Here is a 19,441-nt window from a genome sequence, read left to right on the forward strand (position 1 = left end):
AAGTAATTACGACAACAGTATGTCATATATCATGGTATAAATTTAAAATCTCTCTACTTTTAGCACAAAGTTTTTCCTTTAAAGCTTCTGGCTTTATTACTTTGACAAGCTTGCCAAAAAGAAAAAAGCGTTCCAAACCACAACTCCTCATTTTCTGGCAAATGTAAATTCATTATGAAGTCACCATTTTCATATTCTAACTCAATATTCCCATTTAAATATTCAATTGCTTTTGTTTTTACTTCAGCTTTGCAAAACAACTTTATATCAATATATTTTCTATTATCCTTCTCATCATTTTTCTTTAACAGTATACTTGCTGATTCATGCACTCTTAGTATTTTTTTATCTGTTAAAATTAAATTTCTCATGCGAACAATTTTATATAATCTATACTCATCTTTTTCTAATGAGTAGGCAAATAAATACCATGCATACCACCTATATGTAACTGCAATTGGTTCAACTTCTTTTTCCGTTGTTTTATTGTCTGCATTTGTATACAAAAACCTTACTACTATTTTTTCTGCGATAGCAGTTTCTAATACTTTTAATTCTTCATTGGTATTTTTATTTTCTCTTAAAGTGCTAAAATCTAAAATAATATTTGTATCTATTTTATTGCTTTCTAATGCTGCTTTGACTTTTTGAAGTGTTGAATTTATCTTATTACTTTCATACGCAGAAGCTAACCCCCTCAGCGCTGAAACTAAATATGAATAATCATCATTATTAGCTATTTGTTTGTCCATTTTAAAGCCATTAAGAATTTCATATCCACCATCTGTACCCAAAGAAGAAACTACTGGTATTCCGGCCTCACATAAGGTTTCAATGTCTCTCTGAATTGTTCTAAGTGAAACTTCAAATCTATACGAAAGTGTTTTTGCACTTACTTTGTCATGATTTAATAAGTAAATTGTAATTCCAAGTAATCTATCAATTTTCATATGCCACCGCTAATTTCTTATAAAATTCATTTGTCATTGTTAATATCCTCATTTCCTATGAATTTCAAGTGATAGCTTTTGTTGGTTTTTAAAGTTAGCACTGCTTACTATCCCTTGTGGCAGCCTAACTAATATCTTATTAAGTATTCCAGGCACAATTACCTTCTTATTTTTCAAAAGTCCTCTATATGCAGCCCCTGCTACTACTTTTGCTTCCATAGCACCAGGAACTTCTCTCTTTCCAGCAGTTTTACAGAAGTTTGTCCTTACTGCACCAGGACACAGCGCAGTAACAGTTACCCCATATGGCTTTAATTCCTTACTTATAGCTCTTGAAAAAGACAATACATACGCCTTTGTAGCATAGTACACTGCAATAAATGGTCCCGGAGCAAAGGAACCCGTAGAGCCTACATTTAAAATTTTGCCTTTTCCCCTCTTTATCATTTCCTTTGAAAACAGCTTCGTCATTTCAGTAAGTGTGCTAATATTTAACTGTATCATTTCTATATCTCTTGTAAGCTCAGTTTCATGAAAAAATCCAACTACACCTGCTCCTGCATTATTTACAAGCACATCTACCGTTAGCTTCATATTCATAACCTTCTCAAATACCCTGCTTGCAGCACCAGCTTTTGATAAATCTTCTGCTATCACATCCACTCTGATATCATATTTTATTTTTAACATAGAAGCTAATTCATTGAGTTTTTCAGCATTCCTCGAAACCAGTATAAGATTATATTTATGATGAGCAAATACTTTTGCAAGCGCGTATCCTATTCCACTTGATGCACCAGTGATTAAAACTGTATCTGCATTATTCACAATTAATTCTCTCCATTCAGCTTTTTAATTGAGAATATATTCTAGAAACTAATTTGTCAAGTATTTACTCATTTTAAGCTTCACTTTTTATTTGGCGCTGCATAATATGTAATCATACAAGATCATATTACAAAACCCTTTTATAGATAAACAAGCTGAAATATTTAAATTACCAATACCAAATTTATCCTTACAAACTGGAATTTAACTCAGAGTACAAAGTATAGAGGACAGAGTACAGTGAAGGATGATTTTTCTCCGCTGTCGCTACAAAAAATCTTAAACTTAATGCACGCAAAGCGCTTAAAAATATAGTGCTCAGCGTAGCTGACACTATTAAGTTCTAAGATTTACCTGAGAGAAACGAAAGGTAAATCCACCTTCACTGTACTCTGTACTTTGTACTTTGCAAAAGAATCCGGATGTTTATTTTGTGCACCCTTTTTTAAGAAAAACATATCAAAACCTTTTAAAAATTATCTTGACATATTACCAGATTGCTTTATACATCATAAAAATATGATATCAAAATATGGTTGATTAGTCAACTATGCTTTTAAAAAATTGCGAAATACCAATATTTTTAAATATTAAATACCGTTAATTCGCAACTTTCACTATACTAGTCCAATTTAAATTCTCTAATTAAATCTGTTAATTTTTCAGCACCTTTAAGGTTTGCTCTAGATTCATTTGATATGGCTTCACTTTGATCTCTAACTTCATTAATACTTGCAGCAATATCTGTAGATGATTTTGCTACTTCTGTTACTGAAACTGCAACTTCTTCCATAGTAATTGCTATTTGATCAACAGAAGTTGATATAGTCTCAGAAACTTCTGCAAATTTCTCTATTATACCTTTTACCATAATGCCGTCTTTTTTGTACTCATCGCTAATTCTAATTAAGCTTTCATAATCCTTAAGAACATCCTTTTCTACAAATGCCAATATGGATTTAGATGAATCAGATAACTTTTCAACCGCTCCTAGCACTGTTTCAATTTCACCCTGTATTTGTGAAACAGCATCCGATGACTCTTCAGCAAGTTTTCTAACTTCTTCAGCAACAACTGCAAAACCTTTTCCCTGTTCTCCAGCTCTAGCCGCCTCTATAGCAGCATTCAATGCTAGCAGATTTGTTTGCTCTGCAATCCCATTTATACTTTCAGCCATTTTTGATATTTTACTTACAATTTTAACTTCTTCTAGTGAGTTTTCTAGATCCACTTTAGTTTTGCTATATATTCTTTCTGCATTTTCTTTTGAGATTAAAGAGTCATTATTTATTTTATCTGCTTTATCTTCTATATTTAAAGCTATCTTTAGGCCTTCCTTTGCCTTCTCAGTTGTAATGTTTATTTCTTCTTTTACTGTCATTGTCATTGAGGCAACCTCCTCTACAGATGCAGAAGATTGCTCCATTCCTGCTGATATTTCCTCTGTAGAAGCCGATGCCTGCTCAACCTCTCCACTTACTGTTTGTAACATTTCATCTGCTGCCTCTATACTTTTAATAGTATCTTCACTTTCGGTTCTAACCAATTTCATACTATAATTAAGCTTTTCTACAGCGTCATTTAATGCATTAATAGTCTTTCCTATTTCATCATTTGATACCACCTTCATCTTAAAATCAAAGTTTCCATTAGCTAATTTCTTCGCTCCTTCATAAACTTCCTTAACCTGATTTACAATACTTTTTCTTATGAAATATGTAAATAAAATACCAAGCAAAATACTTATTATAAGTACAACTATAATTATATTTGATGCTCCAATTGTAATATCTCTAGATAGCTCTCCTTTTACTCTAACAAGATCATCTTGAGTTCTTATCATTTTATTTATACTTAACATAAGATCATTCTGCGGCTTTTTTAAATTTGAAATAATTTTATCAAGATCTTCATTAGATATATCAATTTTCATTCCATTCTTTATTGCTTCATCAAATGCTTCAAATGCTACATCATCATTTTTATCAATTTCCTTACTTATAGCTATACCCGATGACGTATAAAGCAACTTTTTAAGTTCCTTCTTATCAGAATCGTATAGTTTTTCAGCCTTTTGAAATTCCTCCTTTTGCGTTTTCATGTAAGTAACATCGCTGGATGCACATATATTCCTCACGGCTATAGACATTTGATCTACGTCGTTTTTCATTTCATAAGAAAAATTTTAATTTCTTATTTTCTTTAAAGATTAGTCCTTTAACATTACTATCAATTTGATTTAACTTAATAATTGATAAAATAGATATACTTATTATTAAAGCAATCATTAGAGAAAAACCTGTTATTAATTTGTTAGATAACTTCATCTTGCTAAAGTTCATAAGATAGACTCCCCCTCAATAATTCATCCTTAGTAAGCGTTTTAAACAGTACATGATTTTCTACAATCATCATATATCTATTTAATATTAATGTAGATTATATCATAAACTTATTTATAAATATATTAATATTTTTAAATTTATCCATGGGATATATTACTTTTAATTACATTTTATAATAAAGCCGTCTAAAAATGCGGTATAAATTAAGACGTCTTAATTCTAAACCGCATTCTCAACTGTAACCTTTTCTTTTATTAGGCTAAATATTGAACATTATTACCGTTGTCATCAACATAACTTATTAAAGTTTTATTTGTTTTCAAATCTATAAATAAACTGCAATTTTTATTATCTTTATTCCAAGCAAGTCTAATTTCATCATCAAGTGAGTCTATAACTTTGAAATCTCCGTTAAATGCATCATATTCATTTCTAAATCTAATAAGCTTTAATAATCTTTGAACTACTTCTCTTTCAACGGACTTTTCTATTTCTTCCATAGTATAATTATGACGATTAATTTCACGTCCTTCACCAGTTGCTTTTGCCTGCTCATAATCATTTGCTCCTGCAAGTAATCCTACATAATATATCTGAGGTACTCCAGGTACAAAAAGCTGAATAGCTCTTGCAGCTATGTAAGCATCATCATCACAATTTAAAGCAGAATAATATGAACATAATATCTGATGAACGTCAAAACCATCCTTATCCTTGTACTCATCTGTTAAAATACGACTTACACTTGCCCCTCTTTCTATACATATATCAACCACTTTCTTTGCCCTCTTGCTGTCAATAAGATCATCCATATCAGGTTTTACTGGAATGCCATCATGACAATCGAGTGTTGTAAACTGATTTTTAGGACGGTTCTTCAAATACTTGCAAAGATCTCTGCTTGATTTGTTTATTAAAGTGTCCAGAACCGTATATGGCAAAATAAAATCATAAATCCAGAAACCATGCTCAGCAAGTTTATACTGAGTCTCATACTGTGAATGAACCTCAGGTAAAAGTTCAATTCCTAAAGACTTTGCAAGCTCCATAATCCAATCCATGAATTTATATATTTCTGGTTCTACAAAGAAACAGCTTGTTCCAAGTTTTTTTATAACATATCCTACGGCATCTAACCTTACTATCTTAATATTATGTTTACTAAAATTAACAAAGAACTCCTTAAGTAACTGCTTTACTTTTTCAGCTTTTACATCTAAATCTATCTGTTCTGACTGTTCTCCATGTCCAAAGGTTGTCCATACCTTTTCTTCCTTGCCAGTCTCCTCTATTTTAAAAGTAGAATATGGTTGTTTTCTGCGAAGGAACATTTTATCTATATCTTCTTTAACAGGCTCTCCATCCTTCCAAACCTTATCCAAAGTAATAAATAGGTCCACATACTGAGATTTCCTGCCTTTCTTTAAAAAGTCTTGAAAATACTCTGATTGTCTAGATATATGGTTAACCATTAAATCAACTAGCACATCAAATTTTTCACCTATTGCGCTTATATCCTCCCATGTACCAAATTTAGGTTCTATTTCAAGGTAAGTTAACGGAGCAAATCCCCTGTCTCCAGATGATGGGAATGGAGGCAAAATGTGAACACCCCCACTGCAAATATCTGAAAAATACTTTGATAAAACATAATTAAGTTTTTTTAGATTCCCACCTAAAGAATCTGCATAAGTAATAAGCTGCACTTTATTTTTTACTGACATGTAATGCACCCTCCCCTTTGTAATTTGTATATTATTTTAATTGGTTAAGCCTTATTTCAATCTAAATACTTTATATTAACGGCTTGATACTTTACTTTATTCAATTATTATTTTACATCGTTTACAGATATGTGTCAACCGGTTTCATATGTAATAATCTTTGTAAAAAAGTTCAAAAAAAAATTTTAGATAAATGTAAAAAGTAACATTTATCTAAAACTTCTGTTATATACGTATCCCTTTTTTTATATTCATTAATATGCTAGGTTTATCCGTTATAATACCATCTACATTTAATTTAAGCATGCTGTCCATATATTTAGGTTTATCAACTGTCCAGGAATATATCCTTCTATTTGATTTATGGATTTCTATAACCAATTTTCTTGTTATAATTCTCTGCTGTACACTATAGAAATCAACCTTTAATAGTGCTAAATCTTTTCTTGGTCTACAGGCTATATATCCAGTTTTAATTCTAGGATTTAATCTCTTTACATTTAATAAAATTTTATAGTTCATTGAATGAATCATACATTGATTTTCAAAATTATTCTTTTCTATTATACTAACAACCTTCTTAGTTAAATCATTAGTATCTCCATAAGGCTTAATTTCTATAATTAGCTTTAACTTCCCCTTTGATTTCTTTACTGCCTCATCCAAGGTTGGAATCCTTTCCTCCTTATGCTGAGAAGAATAACGAGGAGCTATATTTAACTTTTCAATTTGATTAAAGTCTACAACTCCAACCGATTCATTTAATCCAGTCATCCTCTTTAAGTTCTTATCATGCATTAAAACAACTATTCCATCCTTTGTCTCCTGAACATCTATTTCTGCATAATCTACTTTATATTTTATTGAATCCTCAATGGCATGAATAGAATTTTCAGGTTCACCAAAATACCTTGCTCTATGGGAGATAACTTTTACTCTTCTTACATCAACGTTGTTATCTAAATACTTATAGGTATTGCCTGCATAATTGCTGTTTTTCTTTGCTTCAATAATCCCATATCTATTCATAACATAAAAAAATGTAATGCACATGAAAGCAGCAATAATCAAATGTATTATCTTAAATCTTTTAATTTTATCATTAATCATATTAACTATCACTCCTTCCCTCAAATATATTATTAACATTATATCTAAAAAAATAATGTTAATTATTACAATTGCATTACATTTCTTATACAAATAAGTACCGAAAAGGGAAAAATGAAAGTTTTAATTTTATAGTCATTGTTAATACATTCTTCTATTTACAAAGCAAAAATTTCAAAATTCATAAAAATATATTGCAATGAAATACTGCTTTTAGGAAAATATGATTGTAGTACGCGTACAAATATGATAGAATATAGTTAAATTTTTTTAAATTACAAGATTATCATTGGCTATATAAAAGGTTTTTCCAAAAATTTGTACATACGTATGTGCGTTGTAAGCATACAAAATGTAAGTTTTTTCAATATTATTAAATTGTCAATAAAATTTAATTTTTCAAAAGGAGCCATCCTAATATAAATTAATTATTTGTACTAAGCGAGGAAAGTATATTATGGAATTAGACTTAGAAAGAATTAAAAAAGCTCAGCAAAATATTAAGAAAGTAGTAAGAAAAACTCCTATGTTTTATACAAGTACCTTTTCAAAAAAATGCAATTGTAATATATACTTAAAATGTGAAAACAAACAAAAAACTGGTGCTTTTAAACTAAGGGGAGCCTATAACAAATTAGTTAATCTAACAGAAGAAGAAAAAGAAAGAGGTGTTATAGCTTCTTCAGCAGGAAATCATGCTCAGGGAGTTGCCTATGCCGCAACTGTATTTAACGTTAAATCTACTATAATTATGCCATTAACTGCACCTCAAGCAAAAGTGGACGCAACAAGAGGATATGGTGCAGAAGTTATTCAAGCTGGTCAAGTATATGATGAATGCCATAATAAAGCCGTAGAAATACAAAAAGAAACAGGGGCAACCTTTTTAGAACCCTTTAACGACATAGATGTAATGGCAGGTCAAGGAACTATAGCCCTTGAAATATTAGAAGATTTACCTGATACCGATGTTATAGTAGTTCCAATTGGTGGAGGCGGTTTAATATCTGGCATTGCTGTAGCAGCAAAATCAATAAAGCCTTCCATAAGAATAATAGGTGTTGAACCAGAAATAGTACCTTCCGCTAAAACTTCTATAGAAAATAGAAAAATCACCACTGTCCCAGGTGCAAAATCTTTGGCTGACGGCATATCAGTTAGCACAATAGGAGATAAATGCTTTAAATACATTGAGAAATATGTAGATGAAATAGTTACAATAAGTGAAAATGAAATAGCCCATGCTATGTTTCAATTGATGGAAATAAGCAAACTCGTAGCTGAAGGTTCAGGTGCAGCACCCTTAGCCGCTTTATTAGCGCAAAAAATTAAAGGCATAGAAGGCAAAAAAGTTGTCCTTTTAGTTAGCGGTGGAAATGTAGATATAGCAACTACAGCAAAAATAATAGAAAGAGAATTAGTTTTAGAAAAAAGAACAATAAGATTTGAAGTAGAACTTCAAGATAAAACAGGAGCCTTAGGTTCTTTAGTATCTAAAATAGGAAACATGGGCGGAAACGTCGTTACAATAAGACAAAATAGTAACTGGAACAAAAAAGGACTTGAATATGCCGATGTATCCTTTGAAATCACAGTTCAATCTAAAAAACACGGTGAAAGTATACTAAATTGTTTAGAAAAAGACGGTTATGTAGTAAAATTAATATAAATTAAAATATTGGAGGCGTAATTTTATGGAAAAGAAAATAATAAGCACAAAAAATGCTCCAGGAGCAGTAGGACCATATTCACAAGCTATTAAGGCTGGAAACTTCGTATTTGCATCAGGTCAAATTCCATTAGATCCATCAACTGGTGAACTTATTGGTGGAGATGTAAAAAAAGCAACTGAAAGATCACTAGAAAATGTAAAAGCTATTCTTGAAGCAGCTGGAACCTCACTTGACAAGGTTGTTAAAACAACTGTATTTGTAAAAAACATGAGTGATTTTGCTGCTGTTAATGAAGTTTATGCAAAATACTTTGATAAGGATATGCCTGCAAGATCATGTGTAGAAGTAAAACTCCCTAAAGATGCTTTAGTTGAAATAGAAGTAATAGCATTAGCAGAGTAGAGAGTAGAGTAAAGGATGATTTTCTGCTACCGCAGAAAATCCTTCAATGCTTGAACAAATTCTTCTGGTCTCTCCTTTTGAGACCAATGTTTACATCCTTTCATCACATGCAGCCTACTATTTTTAATAACCTTACTTGCTGCTATTGCATATTTTACAGGAACCCCAGAATCTTTTTCACCATTTACTATTAAAACTGGCATTGCTAGGTCGCTTAAATGCGCTGCCAAATCTGTAGTCATTCCTTCCTTACCTAGCTCATAACATTGGAAAGACTCCCAGGCTTTATTACAATTAGGTTCATGAACAAGCTTATATAAATCATCAACTAACTTATCAGAAATTTTATTTTTATCTCCAAACAAGGATGAATTTATTGTCCACTTTACCAATGCTCTGCTTTTTCCAATCCATTCATATGATTTAGCATTAAACCTTGAATTTACAAACCACCTATTAAACCTATGAAATGGCATTCTGGAATACAAACCTAATGATCCTATTATAGTAAGCTTATCTACAAGCTCAGGATATTTCAAAGAAAATGCTATACTAATGCCTCCCCCCATGGATAGTCCAACTAAATTAGTCTTTTCTATATTTAGCTGCCTTAGCACATCGTATAAAAACTCCACATACATAGGGATAGAATACTGAATATCTGGCTTATCACTTTCACCAAAACCAAGCATGTCTACAGCATAAATATCATACTTATTCCCCATTAATTCAATTACTTCTTTCCAGGACATCATTGCATTATCTAGTGCTCCTCCATGAACAAATACTATTTTTTCACTTGTATCCCCCTCTTTATGATAGACTGTTATTCCGTAGGATTTATAGGTTAATTTAATTTTCTCCACTTAAAACACCTCCTTTATAAAATCCATGTTTCAATATTTTCATATACTCATAAATTTCATCTTGAAGCTCCTTCAAGTCCATCTTGCCTTCTGCCATTTTTTCCTTTATAAATCCTCCACCGATCCAAACTAACATTTTAATTGCTCTATTGATACCTTCTTTATTTTTAAACTTGGTTACATCAATGTTTTCATTTAATTTAACATAGGCATCCTTTAGAATTCTTTCATTAATTGCTTTTATTTCCTTCGAAACTGCAATATCTGTTTCATAGTATGCTCTGAGAGAAAAGTCAAAAATGTGTGGACATTCCAGCATTGTATTTACTCTTGCCTCTACTATTTTGGCATTTCGTTCAAAAAAATCACTTTCCTTAAGTGCTTCTATTTCATCTATCTTTTCATATATTTTTTTCCAGCTGTACACATACAAATAGCAATATAAATCTCTTTTATTCTTAAAATAATAAAACAAAGATCCTTTTGATATACCAGAAGCAGCTGCTATATCCGCTGTTGAAGCTTTTCTATATGGGCTTTCAGAAAATACTTTCATAGCTGCATTTATAATTCTTATTTGTTTTTCTTTATCTATGGCATAGAAACTATCGTACATTATTTACCTCCATTCTGACCAAATTGGTCAACCATAATTTATATTGTAGTTAATTGACCAGAATTTACAAGGCCATATAAAAAAGATGATAGATTTTTCTATCACCTAAATACATTTATTTTTAACAGCAATTCAATCCTTGCTCCAGTTGCAATTTTGCCTTATGAAGCTTTTTCTCAAATACTTCTTTAGGTGAAAGTTCCGTTATGTACTGTACAACATGAATGTCACTTTTATCCAACTCTAAAAGTTTCATAAAAAGAATTTCTAATATAACTATCCTACTTACTCAATATTCTTCTCATAGCAATAAAATTCCCCTTTTCTAAAATTTACACTTCCTACTTTTTCATATCCATTCTTTTCATACAGCCTCAAAGCTCTTTCATTTTGGGCAAATGCATCTAATCTTATAGCTTCATATCCACCCTTTACTGCAAAATCATCTGCATATTTAAGTAAATTCCTTGCAATTCCAACACCTTGAGTCCTTGGATCAACGCACAATCTATGAATGACAAGCTGTTTTCCAAAATTATATTTCCACTTTAAATCTCTGTATTCCTCTGCCTGATCTTCATTTAAAACAACAATTGCATTTATACTTCCATTCTCTACATTAGTATATAACTCACTATTAATTATATCTTCACTTATAACCTCTTCATTTGGATAAATATTATCCCATTGATGTATGTTTTTCAATTCCATATCTTTTATTGCTGATTTGATTATATTCATTATTAAAGTAATATCATGTATTTGAGCTTTTCTTATCATACTAAATTTCTCCTTTAACATAAAAAATCTATTATAATATATAATAATAAACAAAGCTGCACTTTAATTTAAGATACAGCCAATTTAACGATATTTGATTAAACTTTATTTTAAACGATCAAACTTTGTTACAAACTTACAAAAACCGCACACTCTCACAAATGTTGAGAATGCGCGGCTTACTTTATCGTTCTATATAATTTTGTCTTATACTACACATCTCGCGTATAGTATCTTTATCTCTTGAATTCTTATTGAAATTTTATTTTAGAATATCAGACTTTGTTTCAAAGTATCATACTTTATTTCAAACCAACAAATCTTCAAAATGCTTATCCAATTTTATTCAACAGTTACTGATTTGGCTAAATTCCTTGGCTTGTCAACGTCGCAGCCTTTTTCTACCGAAACATAATATGCCAATAATTGAAGTTGCATAACTGAAAGTACAGGTAAAAGTATGTCATTTACTTTTGGCACATATATCACTGAATCAACAACTTGTTCCATTCCTGTTCTACCTTCAACTGTAATTCCAAGAACTTTAGCTCCTCTTGTAGTTACTTCTTTTATATTACTAACCATTTTTTCATATAAATCATTTTGAGTTGCAAGTGCTACTACAACTGTTCCATCTTCTATTAAAGCTATAGTTCCATGCTTTAATTCTCCACCAGCATAAGCCTCAGAATGAATATATGAGATTTCTTTAAGCTTTAATGCACCTTCCATAGCTACAGCATAATCAATGCCTCTGCCTAAATAGAACATATCTTTATGCATATAGGTGTTTGCCGCAAATTTTTGAACTTTTTCTTTATTATCTAGTACTTCTTTTGCTTTTTCTGGAAGTTTCAGCATATCGGCTTTTATTTTTTCTATTTCTTCAGTAGTTAGAGTATTTTTATTTTGTGCAAAGAATAATGCCAATATATACATAGTTATAAGCTGCGTAGTATATGCTTTTGTAGATGCAACTGCAATTTCTGGTCCTGCCCAAGTATATAAAATATCATCGGCTTCTCTAGAAACTGAACTTCCAACAACATTTGTTATAGCGATAACTCTTGCTCCAAGTGACTTTGCCTCTCTTAATGCAGCCAAAGTATCGGCTGTCTCTCCTGATTGACTTAAAACTATCATTAAAGTATTCTTTGTAATTATTGGATCTCTATATCTAAATTCAGATGCTATATCTACTTCAACAGGTATTCTTGCAAATTTTTCTATAACATATTTTCCAACTATTCCAGCATGATATGCAGTTCCACAAGCTACTATATATATTTTTTCAATATTTTCTATTTGTTCTTTTGTTATATTTATATCATCTAATTTTATAGGCTGACCTTCTATAATTCTAGAAGTCATAGTATCTCTTATAGCTTTAGGTTGTTCATAAATTTCTTTTAACATGAAATGCTCATAACCACCTTTTTCAGCTGCGTTAGCATCCCACTCTATATGATTAAGCTCTTTTTCTATTTTTTCTCCTTCATTTGAGTAAAATTCCACTCCCTCAGAAGTTAAAACAGCAAACTCTTTATCTTTTAAATAATATATATCTCTAGTATGATTTAATATAGCAGGAACATCTGATGCTATAAAATTTTCATCTTTTCCAGCGCCGACTATAAGAGGACTATCTTTTCTTACTGCAACTATTTTATTAGGTTCATTTGAACAAACTACACCAAGTGCATAACTTCCTTCTACTTTTGATATAGCCTTCATAACCGCATCTAATAAATCTCCATTATAAAAATAGTCTATAAGATTAGGAATAACCTCTGTATCAGTTTCTGAAATAAATTTATATCCTTTTGATTTAAGCCATGACTTTAACTCCATATAGTTTTCTATTATACCATTATGCACTACACTTATTGTATTATCATTATTATTATGAGGATGTGCATTCACATCTGACGGCTCACCGTGTGTAGCCCATCTAGTATGTCCAATTCCTACATTTCCTTTAAGTGGACTACTCTTTAATTTATTTTCAAGATTTACAAGTCTTCCTTTACATTTTGAAACATTTATTTTTCCATCATCTAGTATAGCAACTCCTGCTGAATCGTATCCTCTATACTCAAGTTTACTTAATCCCTCAACTAAAATTGAAGAAGCCTCATTCTTACCACTATAACCTACTATTCCGCACATAAAAAATCTTCCTTTCTCATTTTTAATTCAACACTAATAACACCTAAAATAACTTCATTTTTTAAGAGATTCTAGGCATGTTAATAATTATTAAGGTTTTAACACCGGATTGATTTTGTAACAAAAATCACTTTCTGCTTTTATCAATCGTTAACGGTAGTGCGTTTACCGTGGGGCATCCGCCGAAGATTTCGATACTCCCCATCCTCGTCAACTAAAATAATTATATTATTCTAGTTCGGGCGCTTTAACTATAACTAACAATTTTTGTTTCTTTCATTCCCCCTATACTTTATTTAATATTTATACATTGCCATTATACTATTGCTTTTATTTAACTGTCAACAAATATAAAAAAGCATTTATTGGATTTTTTACTTTTTATATAAATATATTATGCGTATCCCTGCTTTAAGTTTAATAAAGTTGGGAAAATATTTTAAATTAATATTTATTTAAAAATGCCAAACAGTAAATTTGCATTCAATATACATATGAATTAAATTTAAAATATTTTCCTCAGCTAAATTTTTTTAATATCACTATATTAATTCATAATATTATGAATATTCTGAATTTTATAGTTGCCTTTTTAGCTCTTCATACTTATTCATTATCATATTGTTCAAATATTCTCCTTCTTTTATTTGAGATATATTTGAAATGGCCTTGCTAATTCCATCATTTTCTATTATCTTCTGAATCTCTTGGGCCTTTTCATCATCTTTATAATTAAACAAGTATCCCGCTGCAACACCACATAAAATGTCTTTAAAATCTATTTTCAAATCACAGCAAAGTTTCAATGGAGTTATTAATCTGTCATTTGATGATAATTTTCTTATAGGATCACGCCCTACACGCGTCACATCATCTTTAAGATATTTATTTTCAAATCTTTTCAGAAGCTTATTTGAATATTCCTTCAAAATATTTATATCTATTTTGTGCTTAATACTAAGAGCTTGTACTGCCTCTTTATGAAAACCAACTATAACTTTTTTAATATACTCATTTTTTATAGCTTCATGTATAAACTTATAATTTTTAAGATACCCTAAGTATGCAATTGTTGCATGTGCACCATTTAAGAGGAACAATTTTCTCTCAAGATAAGGATCTAACTTTTCAACATACTCTGCACCTTTTATATTGTTATTAATTTTTATCTTATTCTTTTCTATATCCCATTCATAGAAGTCTTCTACAGCTACATCTATAGGTAATTCCTTTTCTATATTTACATTTGGTACAATTCTGTCAACTGCACAATTTGGAAAGCCTGCATACTTTTCTAAATATTCTTGAAATTTTTTATCTGCTCCATCAAATATAACTTTCTTTAATACATCAGTTGCAAACAATGCATTCTCACAAGCTATTATATCAAGCGGCTTTTTACTAACTTCTGATCTCTTTTTTAAAAAGCCTCGTAATAATTCTCCTGTGCTTTTCAAATTATTTAACCCTAGTGATGTGGTAATTAAATCTGCTTGTAAAACTTCTTTTTCAAGAGAATCGCTATCTTTTAGATTAACTGCCCTAACATTTTCAACTCCCTCTTTATTTTGAGAAGTATTTAAAGTTATTACAGTATATTTCTTATACTTATTTATATCATCCACCACTTTGCCGAATATATCGACAAAAAAAGTGATGTCATAACCAGATTTATATAATAAATATCCAATAAATCCTCTTCCTATATTTCCTGCGCCAAAATGAACTGCTTTCATATCAGTCATCGCCTTCCTCTATTATTTTAATAATTTCTTCATTACTTTTGGCATTTTTAAGCCTTTCAACATTTTCTTCATATTGAACAGTAAGTGCTATTTTGGATAGTATAGCCATATGTTCCTCGCCTCTACCAGCAATTCCTATTACTATATAGCTACATTACCTTCTCCAAAATCCACTCCTTCAGGGTATTGAGCTATAACTATACCAGAATTTATAATTTCCTTTTTATATTCATTCATTCCATGAGGTATAGCAACACCATTTCCCATATATGTTGTAACCTCTTCTTCTCTAGCCTTCATTCCACTTATATAATTTTTATTGACATATCCTTGAGAAACTAAAAGTCTTCCTACCCTTTCTATAGCCTCATTTTTGGATTCCGACTTTAAATTTAATAAAATATTATTCTCTTCTAAAATTTTTTTACTCATCAGTAGCTTCCTCCTTGTTTGCAATATCTATTAAACAGCTCCTAATTTTCCTGACATTACCTGTTTTCAAAGTTTCAACAAATCCTTTTCTTTCAATTAGTGAAATACTTATCTTCCCTAAAAACTGCAATATATAATTGCTTTCATTATTTCGTGCTAAAAGTACTAAAAAAGTGTTTACATTTTCTGTAGAAAAGCCTTCACTTGACATTGGAAAAGATTTATCAATATAATATACACCCACAAATGGATAATCATTTCATCACTTCTAGTATGAAGGAGTGCCATTCCACTTTTAGGAACTACAACATTACCTTTTTCTTCTCTTTTTAATATTAATCTTTTTATTTCTTCCTTACTTTTACTTATATTATTTTTATAAATATCATCCGCAATATAGTCTATTAACTCATTAAAGGTACCAACTTTAACTTTTCTTAATTTTAAATTTTTCAAAATCTCATTAATAATCTCATATTCTTTACTTGTTGCATTAAAATTTAAACTATCTGAAGATTTCACAGTTACACTTTGATTTGCCACCTTAATTCTAAAGATAAAATTTTTTACTTCATCTATGTTTTCTTTTGTCATAAATGGCGAGACAATAATTACATTGTCTATGCCTAAATTAATTGGTACTGTTGACAAAATCAAATCATATTTATTTTTTAATAATTTGTCATAAACATCATGTATAGGACTAATATCTGTACCACCTATATCTGAGAAAAGAGCTTTTACCTTGTTATTCAATATTTTCGCAGTGCTTATCCCACTTGGGCAAACAATAAGTACATCTAATTTTCTTCCAAACATCTGCTTCCCTTGTATAGCAACCTCAATGTGCATTATAATATATCCAATTTCCTCTTCAGGTATTTTAATATTATATCTGGAAAAAATTAATTTGCATTCATTGTTTATTATGTCAAATAATTGACAATAATGTTCTTTTATTTCGTTTACTAGAGGATTTATAATATCAAGTCCTAAATTAAGCATATGAAACGTCTGTTTTAAATGATTTGATAAGTCCTTAAGCAATTTTTTGTCTTTAGTAATATCTATTCCTATTTTTTTGACACACCAGTTATTAACTCGCTGCTAATACCCTCATAGTTAATATCTGATTCAACAATATTTCCATTATAGCTATTATAATATTTATAATCATTTAAATACAAGCATAAGTAAACTAGTTCCTCTTCCGGTAATATTATGTTGCTTTCATATAATTCATCTTGCAATAGTTTTATTTTTTCATATATTTTGCTACTTTGCATATCTCGTTTGATTTTTTCTGGTAAAGATATATTACTTTCATCCTTCGTTTTCTTTATAGCAAGAAGTGTGAGAATAAATAAATTAAAATACTGGACATCATTAACTTTAATATCTCCAAAGTCTAATTGATGAAAAGCTTTTTTAACAATATCAATTGTCGTAACTTCAAATATATCCTTAAAAAAAGCCTCTACGGTCTCATCTATCTCTTCTCCATAAAGAAATGAAAATAAATATTCAAAAGGTTTAAAGTTAAAAAACAATTCAATAAAAACATTTCTTTTATTCCATTCTGATCCATCTATTTTTATACCATAAGTTCTTTTTCTTATTAAATATAAGTTTTTAGTTAAAAGCATTTTTTCAATACTGTCTAGGTCTTGGCTTATACTTCCCATAACTACATTAAATTTATAGCTAAAATAAGGCGCCTTTAAATACCCTTTTTCTAGCAATAACTTACATACAATTGCTATCTTTCTTTGTTCCTTATTGTATAACCACAGAATAGGAATGGAATTTATTGAATTTTCCAAATATTTTACATTTTCCCTTTCTCCTGATATAATTAAATTCATATTTTCATAGTACAAAATAGTAAGTTTATACTTTTTTAAAACTTTATTTATAGATGCAATCTCTCTCAATATAGTTCTTACACTTACGGCAAGTTCATTATGAAGAGCATTAGCATTACAAGATTTTTTATTTATTAATTCGTTTAATATAAATTGCTGTCTAGGAGTTAAAGTATTCATATTGCTCACCTAGTTATCAGTTATTTTTTTATCTTTTCCATAAATTCTACATACTTGGAACGATCTAAGAAATTTTTTACAGTTATTATATTAGCTTCAGGCACACACTTTCTTGCTCTTTCACTTAAACTTTCCTGTACAAACACTACATCTGCCGTTTTAGGAATACTGTCAACTGAATAATGCTCAACTTTTATACCTTGAATATTTGCATTTTTTAGTTCTTTCTTTAATATGGACTCTCCCATTGCCGACGATCCCATTCCTGCATCACAAGCAAAAACTATCAAATTAATATTTGAGATTTCTTTTGCTTCACTGTTTTGATCATTTGCAGCATTAACAACTTGATTTTTACTTTCTTTTTTCATTTCTTTCATCTTACTTTGAGCTTCTTGAAAATCATCTGCTGTTTCTTTATTAGCCTTGTCTCTCTTAAGAATAACTGATGCTACTAAAAATGATGCTACTGCTCCAATGGCAACTCCGGCTAATACAGGTAGTTCTGCACCTTTAGGGCACATTGCCATTAATGCTATTATACTTCCTGGTGAAGCTGCTGCAACTAACCCTGCATGTAATAAAACAAATGTTAAATCTGCACAAATTCCTCCGATTATTACTGCTAAAAGTAAAAGAGGTTTCATCAAAACATAAGGGAAATAAATTTCATGTATTCCACCAAGGAATTGTATTATTACTGCTCCTGGAGCAGAACTCTTAGCTGACCCTTTACCATATAGGCAATATGCTAAAAGAATTCCAAGTCCTGGACCTGGGTCTGCTTCAAGCAAGAAAAATATTGATTTTCCAAGACTCTGCACTTGTTGAATTCCAAGAGGTGTAAATACACCATGGTTAACTGCATTATTTAAAAACAATATTTTCGCTGGTTCTACAACTAATGCTATTAACGGAAGTAATCCTTTTTTAGTTATTGCTAAAGCTATTGATCCTAATCCACTTGATGCCCCAGCAACTACAGGACCAACTACCAAATATGCTATTATAGCAAGTATTCCTCCCAAAATTCCAGCCGAAAAGTTATTTACAAGCATTTCAAAACCTGTTGCAATTTTTCCTTCAACTAATTTATCGAATTTTTTTATTAGGTATCCACCTAAAGGTCCCATTATCATTGCTCCAAGGAACATTGGTATTGAAGTTCCAACTATCATACCCATAGTGGCTATTACTCCTACTACACCACCTCTTATATCATAAACAAGTTTACCACCTTGATATGCTATAAGCATTGGAAGCATATAATCAACCATAGGATTTACAAGTTTTGAAAGATTGTCATTAGGTATCCATCCAGTTTTAATAAATAATGCTGTTATCAAACCCCAAGCAATAAACGCTCCAATATTTGGCATAACCATTCCACTTAAGAAACTACCAAAACTTTGAACTGCTTTTTTTAATGAAGACGATCTTAAATTTTGTTTATCATTTTCGATTGTTTCCATACTATATCCCCCACATCATTGTAATTATTTCCTTCAAGTAAAATAATAAGGCAAAATACTATCGTTTTCAATTTATGCAAGTTCATTTTTGGTATACGTTTTCAATGACAATTTTAAAAATAAGGTATTTCTAGAATTTATATTTCATGTATATACATTTTAAATAGGCAAGAATTTACATTGAAAAAATACATCTCATATACTTTAAGAAATGAAAATAATAGCCATGATAAAATATTATCATGGCTATTATAGGTTAAGCAATTATCTCTAGGAGATATGTC

The 19,441-nt window shown here is 30.2% G+C and carries 17 protein-coding genes and 1 pseudogene; 2 read left to right on the forward strand and 16 right to left on the reverse strand.

Translation table 11 applies throughout. The annotated features are described in order from the left end of the window. Positions 1 to 59 precede the first annotated feature (59 nt). The 6 genes from AGR56_RS00320 to AGR56_RS00340 all read right to left on the reverse strand — a co-directional run bounded on the left by AGR56_RS00320 (position 60) and on the right by AGR56_RS00340 (position 6,957). The gene (locus AGR56_RS00320; RefSeq protein WP_053240681.1) at positions 60 to 950 is read right to left on the reverse strand and encodes a WYL domain-containing protein; all 891 of its coding nucleotides are present in this window, start codon (positions 948 to 950) and stop codon (positions 60 to 62) included. Between the two features lie 48 nt (positions 951 to 998). Next, positions 999 to 1,778: an SDR family oxidoreductase gene (locus tag AGR56_RS00325; protein ID WP_198149870.1), complete on the reverse strand. Its 780-nt coding sequence runs from the start codon at positions 1,776 to 1,778 to the stop codon at positions 999 to 1,001. A 622-nt stretch (positions 1,779 to 2,400) separates the two neighbouring features. Next, positions 2,401 to 3,948, reverse strand: a complete 1,548-nt coding sequence (locus tag AGR56_RS00330) for a methyl-accepting chemotaxis protein (protein ID WP_242851218.1) — start codon at positions 3,946 to 3,948, stop codon at positions 2,401 to 2,403. A 1-nt stretch (position 3,949) separates the two neighbouring features. Further along, complete coding sequence (locus AGR56_RS19915; RefSeq protein ID WP_157055623.1) at positions 3,950 to 4,120, reverse strand: hypothetical protein; 171 nt, start codon at positions 4,118 to 4,120, stop codon at positions 3,950 to 3,952. 257 nt (positions 4,121 to 4,377) lie between these two features. Further along, positions 4,378 to 5,847, reverse strand: coding sequence for a sucrose phosphorylase (gene gtfA / locus AGR56_RS00335; protein ID WP_053240683.1), 1,470 nt, complete (start codon positions 5,845 to 5,847; stop codon positions 4,378 to 4,380). A gap of 225 nt (positions 5,848 to 6,072) precedes the next feature. Next, a complete protein-coding gene (locus AGR56_RS00340) occupies positions 6,073 to 6,957 on the reverse strand; it encodes a glycerophosphodiester phosphodiesterase family protein (RefSeq protein WP_084756815.1) in 885 nt (294 codons plus the stop codon). 457 nt (positions 6,958 to 7,414) lie between these two features. Between AGR56_RS00340 and ilvA the strand changes: the two genes are divergently transcribed. Then, entirely contained in the window at positions 7,415 to 8,626 is a 1,212-nt protein-coding gene (ilvA, locus tag AGR56_RS00345) for a threonine ammonia-lyase (protein WP_053240684.1), read from the forward strand. Between the two features lie 25 nt (positions 8,627 to 8,651). Then, complete coding sequence (locus tag AGR56_RS00350) at positions 8,652 to 9,032, forward strand: RidA family protein (protein WP_053240685.1); 381 nt, start codon at positions 8,652 to 8,654, stop codon at positions 9,030 to 9,032. A 26-nt stretch (positions 9,033 to 9,058) separates the two neighbouring features. Here the strand turns inward: AGR56_RS00350 and AGR56_RS00355 are convergent, their stop codons facing one another. The 10 genes and pseudogenes from AGR56_RS00355 to AGR56_RS00390 all read right to left on the reverse strand — a co-directional run bounded on the left by AGR56_RS00355 (position 9,059) and on the right by AGR56_RS00390 (position 19,157). After that, positions 9,059 to 9,898, reverse strand: a complete 840-nt coding sequence (locus tag AGR56_RS00355) for an alpha/beta hydrolase (protein WP_053240686.1) — start codon at positions 9,896 to 9,898, stop codon at positions 9,059 to 9,061. Beyond that, entirely contained in the window at positions 9,885 to 10,514 is a 630-nt protein-coding gene (locus AGR56_RS00360) for a TetR/AcrR family transcriptional regulator (protein WP_053240687.1), read from the reverse strand. The genes AGR56_RS00355 and AGR56_RS00360 overlap by 14 nt, the downstream gene beginning before the upstream one ends. 285 nt (positions 10,515 to 10,799) lie before the next feature. Next, on the reverse strand, positions 10,800 to 11,294 hold the full coding sequence (locus AGR56_RS00365) for an N-acetyltransferase (protein WP_053240688.1): 495 nt from the start codon (positions 11,292 to 11,294) through the stop codon (positions 10,800 to 10,802). Between the two features lie 342 nt (positions 11,295 to 11,636). After that, a complete protein-coding gene (glmS, locus tag AGR56_RS00370; RefSeq protein ID WP_053240689.1) occupies positions 11,637 to 13,463 on the reverse strand; it encodes a glutamine--fructose-6-phosphate transaminase (isomerizing) in 1,827 nt (608 codons plus the stop codon). 578 nt (positions 13,464 to 14,041) lie between these two features. After that, complete coding sequence (locus AGR56_RS00375) at positions 14,042 to 15,199, reverse strand: mannitol-1-phosphate 5-dehydrogenase (RefSeq protein ID WP_053240693.1); 1,158 nt, start codon at positions 15,197 to 15,199, stop codon at positions 14,042 to 14,044. A 1-nt stretch (position 15,200) separates the two neighbouring features. Then, a pseudogene (locus AGR56_RS00380) lies at positions 15,201 to 15,640 on the reverse strand (PTS sugar transporter subunit IIA). Beyond that, on the reverse strand, positions 15,633 to 15,851 hold the full coding sequence (locus AGR56_RS23120) for a hypothetical protein (protein WP_347460330.1): 219 nt from the start codon (positions 15,849 to 15,851) through the stop codon (positions 15,633 to 15,635). The pseudogene AGR56_RS00380 and the gene AGR56_RS23120 overlap by 8 nt, the downstream one beginning before the upstream one ends. Further along, entirely contained in the window at positions 15,818 to 16,687 is an 870-nt protein-coding gene (locus tag AGR56_RS23125) for a PRD domain-containing protein (protein ID WP_347460332.1), read from the reverse strand. The genes AGR56_RS23120 and AGR56_RS23125 overlap by 34 nt, the downstream gene beginning before the upstream one ends. A gap of 26 nt (positions 16,688 to 16,713) precedes the next feature. Beyond that, entirely contained in the window at positions 16,714 to 17,685 is a 972-nt protein-coding gene (locus AGR56_RS23130; RefSeq protein WP_347460334.1) for a helix-turn-helix domain-containing protein, read from the reverse strand. A gap of 20 nt (positions 17,686 to 17,705) precedes the next feature. Next, positions 17,706 to 19,157 (reverse strand): PTS mannitol transporter subunit IICB, encoded by a 1,452-nt coding sequence (locus AGR56_RS00390; protein ID WP_053240690.1) that lies wholly within the window; start codon positions 19,155 to 19,157, stop codon positions 17,706 to 17,708. Positions 19,158 to 19,441: the final 284 nt, after the last annotated feature.

The sequence above is a fragment of the Clostridium sp. DMHC 10 genome (assembly GCF_001270375.1).
GTDB classification, from domain to species: Bacteria; Bacillota; Clostridia; order Clostridiales; family Clostridiaceae; genus Clostridium_S; species Clostridium_S guangxiense.

What these genes read in the sequence shown, in the direction of transcription:
- AGR56_RS00320 (WP_053240681.1), bottom strand. Translation starts at nt 950, where the DNA reads ATGAAAATTGATAGATTACTTGGAATTACAATTTACTTATTAAATCAT.
- AGR56_RS00330 (WP_242851218.1), bottom strand. Translation starts at nt 3,948, where the DNA reads ATGAAAAACGACGTAGATCAAATGTCTATAGCCGTGAGGAATATATGT.
- AGR56_RS19915 (WP_157055623.1), bottom strand. Translation starts at nt 4,120, where the DNA reads ATGAACTTTAGCAAGATGAAGTTATCTAACAAATTAATAACAGGTTTT.
- gtfA (WP_053240683.1), bottom strand. Translation starts at nt 5,847, where the DNA reads ATGTCAGTAAAAAATAAAGTGCAGCTTATTACTTATGCAGATTCTTTA.
- AGR56_RS00340 (WP_084756815.1), bottom strand. Translation starts at nt 6,957, where the DNA reads ATGATTAATGATAAAATTAAAAGATTTAAGATAATACATTTGATTATT.
- ilvA (WP_053240684.1), top strand. Translation starts at nt 7,415, where the DNA reads ATGGAATTAGACTTAGAAAGAATTAAAAAAGCTCAGCAAAATATTAAG.
- AGR56_RS00350 (WP_053240685.1), top strand. Translation starts at nt 8,652, where the DNA reads ATGGAAAAGAAAATAATAAGCACAAAAAATGCTCCAGGAGCAGTAGGA.
- AGR56_RS00360 (WP_053240687.1), bottom strand. Translation starts at nt 10,514, where the DNA reads ATGTACGATAGTTTCTATGCCATAGATAAAGAAAAACAAATAAGAATT.
- AGR56_RS00365 (WP_053240688.1), bottom strand. Translation starts at nt 11,294, where the DNA reads ATGATAAGAAAAGCTCAAATACATGATATTACTTTAATAATGAATATA.
- glmS (WP_053240689.1), bottom strand. Translation starts at nt 13,463, where the DNA reads ATGTGCGGAATAGTAGGTTATAGTGGTAAGAATGAGGCTTCTTCAATT.
- AGR56_RS00375 (WP_053240693.1), bottom strand. Translation starts at nt 15,199, where the DNA reads ATGAAAGCAGTTCATTTTGGCGCAGGAAATATAGGAAGAGGATTTATT.
- AGR56_RS23120 (WP_347460330.1), bottom strand. Translation starts at nt 15,851, where the DNA reads ATGTCAAGTGAAGGCTTTTCTACAGAAAATGTAAACACTTTTTTAGTA.
- AGR56_RS23130 (WP_347460334.1), bottom strand. Translation starts at nt 17,685, where the DNA reads ATGAATACTTTAACTCCTAGACAGCAATTTATATTAAACGAATTAATA.
- AGR56_RS00390 (WP_053240690.1), bottom strand. Translation starts at nt 19,157, where the DNA reads ATGGAAACAATCGAAAATGATAAACAAAATTTAAGATCGTCTTCATTA.